The sequence below is a fragment of the Micromonospora sp. NPDC003776 genome (assembly GCF_053605645.1).
Genome location: NZ_JBSGJR010000830.1, coordinates 1 through 2,164 on the forward strand (window position 1 = coordinate 1; position 2,164 = coordinate 2,164).

The 2,164-nt window shown below is 70.2% G+C and carries 2 protein-coding genes; both read left to right on the plus strand.

Going from position 1 to position 2,164, the window contains the following annotated elements; all coding sequences use genetic code 11:
- Nucleotides 1-237 precede the first annotated feature (237 nt).
- Nucleotides 238-570, plus strand: a complete 333-nt coding sequence (locus ACWEVO_RS35415; protein ID WP_452311767.1) for a nuclear transport factor 2 family protein — start codon at nucleotides 238-240, stop codon at nucleotides 568-570.
- 80 nt (nucleotides 571-650) lie between these two features.
- Complete coding sequence (locus tag ACWEVO_RS35420; RefSeq protein ID WP_452311768.1) at nucleotides 651-2,033, plus strand: acyltransferase family protein; 1,383 nt, start codon at nucleotides 651-653, stop codon at nucleotides 2,031-2,033.
- Nucleotides 2,034-2,164 lie beyond the last annotated feature (131 nt).

The window sequence follows — 2,164 nt, forward strand, 5'->3', positions numbered from 1 at the left end:
CGGCGAGGTGCGTGCCGCCCGCAGCCGGTTCGACGCCGATCTCGCCTGGCTGCCGGAGGCGGCGCGCCGCCTGGCCGCGCCGGTCCCGCTCACCGCCACGGTGAGCCCGGCGCTGGCCGAGCTCCATGACCGCGTCACCGCGCGGCTGGGCATCGCCGGATGACGCCCGCGTTTGTCGGGCACGAAACCGGGAAACGGCACCGCGCCGCGACGCGGGCGCCGAGCTGAGGAGACAAGATGACCGTCACGATTCCCGACGTGATCGCCCGGTACTACCAGCTGACCGGCGGGACCGACGTGGACGCCTTCGTCGCGTGCTTCACCGACGACGCCATCGTCGCCGACGAGGACCGGACCTACGAGGGCCCGGCCGCGATCCGGGCCTGGCGCGAGCGGACCGCGGCCGAGTACGAGTACGACGCCGTGCCGGAGTCGGTCGAGGAGGAGGCGGGCGGGAACATCGTGGTGACCGCGCTCGTGTCGGGCACGTTCCCGGGCAGCCCGGTCCGACTGCGCCACCGCTTCACTCTTCGGGACGGGCTGATCGGCGCCCTCGACATCCGACCTTAGGGGCGACCACCGGTAAGGGCCTGGTGGTGGAAGCCCACCGCCGTCGCCCGGCCCTGGCATTGCGTGGCCTCACGGGTCACGTGCGGCAGCTCGCCGAGCTGCCGCAGCCCGGACGGGAGCGCTATGTCGACCTGCTCCGGGCGCTGGCGATCAGCCTGGTGGTCCTCGGCCACTGGACGGACATTGTCATTGCCTACGACCGGTCCGGTCATCTCACCGGCTACTTCACGCTGTCCGAACTCCGACCGGCCTATCCATTGAGCTGGATCTTCCAGGTGATCCCGGTCTTCTTCCTGGTCGGCGGCTTCGCCAACGCCGCCTCGCTGAACAGCCGCCGAGCACGCGGTGGCACCCCCACCGAGTGGTTGCTCGACCGCAGCAGCCGATTGATCCGCCCGACCACCCTACTGCTCATCACCCTTGCCGCCGGCAGTCTGCTGGGGAGCTCGCTCGGGACAGACCAGGCCGAGATCGGGCTCGCCGTCTCGTTCGTCACCATCCCACTGTGGTTCCTCACCGCCTACATGGCTGTGTTGGCCCTGACCCCGATCATGTATGCGCTGCACCGTCGGTACGGGTTCGTCGTGCCGCTGGTGCTGCTGGCATTGGTGGCCGGCGGCGATCTCGGACGGTTGTTCGGCCACGGTCGGCTCTCCGGCGGCAACTTCCTCTTCGGTTGGCTCGTCATCCACCAGATCGGCTTCGCCTGGTACGACACCCATGCCGCGGCGGCGACAGGCGGCAGCGCGAAGGGGGGCCCGCCCAGCCGGCGTGGTGGGCTGTTCGCTCACCGGTTGCCGACGGGCCGGCCGGTCGCCGTAGCCCTGGTCATGGTGGGTCTCGTGGCGTTGCTGCTGCTCACCGTCGTCGGTCCCTATCCGGTCACCATGCTCAACCTGCCCGGCGAGCGGCTGAACAACGCGTCGCCGCCCAGCCTGGCACTGCTCGCCCTGGCCACCCTCCAGCTCGGGGTGATCCTGCTCCTGCGCCGCCGCGCCGAACGATGGTTACGGCGCCGCGACCCATGGCTGGCGGTGGTCGGGATGAACTCCATCATCCTGACCACCTTCCTGTGGCACCTGACCGCCGTGCTGCTGCTGGCCGGCGCGCTCAACACGGTGCACTGGCTGCCCGCCCCGGCTGTTGACACGGCGAGGTGGTGGGCCTGGCGATTGCCCTGGTTGCTCGCGTTGACCGTGACGCTGGTGGCGCTCGTCGCGGTCTTCGGTCCGGTCGAGGCACGCAGCGGCCACCACCGCTGGAAACAGGACGGCGATCGGAAGGGACGGTCGGGCGCCGCTCGGGCCGTCCTCACCGTTGCCGGCTACGCTGCGGTGGTGCTCGGCCTGTTGATCAACACCATGGAAGGAACATCCGCCCCCGGACCGCTGGGAATCCCACCGATCGCGCTCGTGACCTATCTGATCGGGGCCGGCACCCTACGGATTCTCCGATCGGTCTGATCCGCACGCGGTAACCGGTGCCAGAGGCATGGCGCACTGCCGGCTTCGCCCGTCACCTACCACCAGCCGATCACCAGGCCCTCACCGGCGTCGGCCCGACAACCTTGAGTCACCGGGTGCGCCCCGACGAC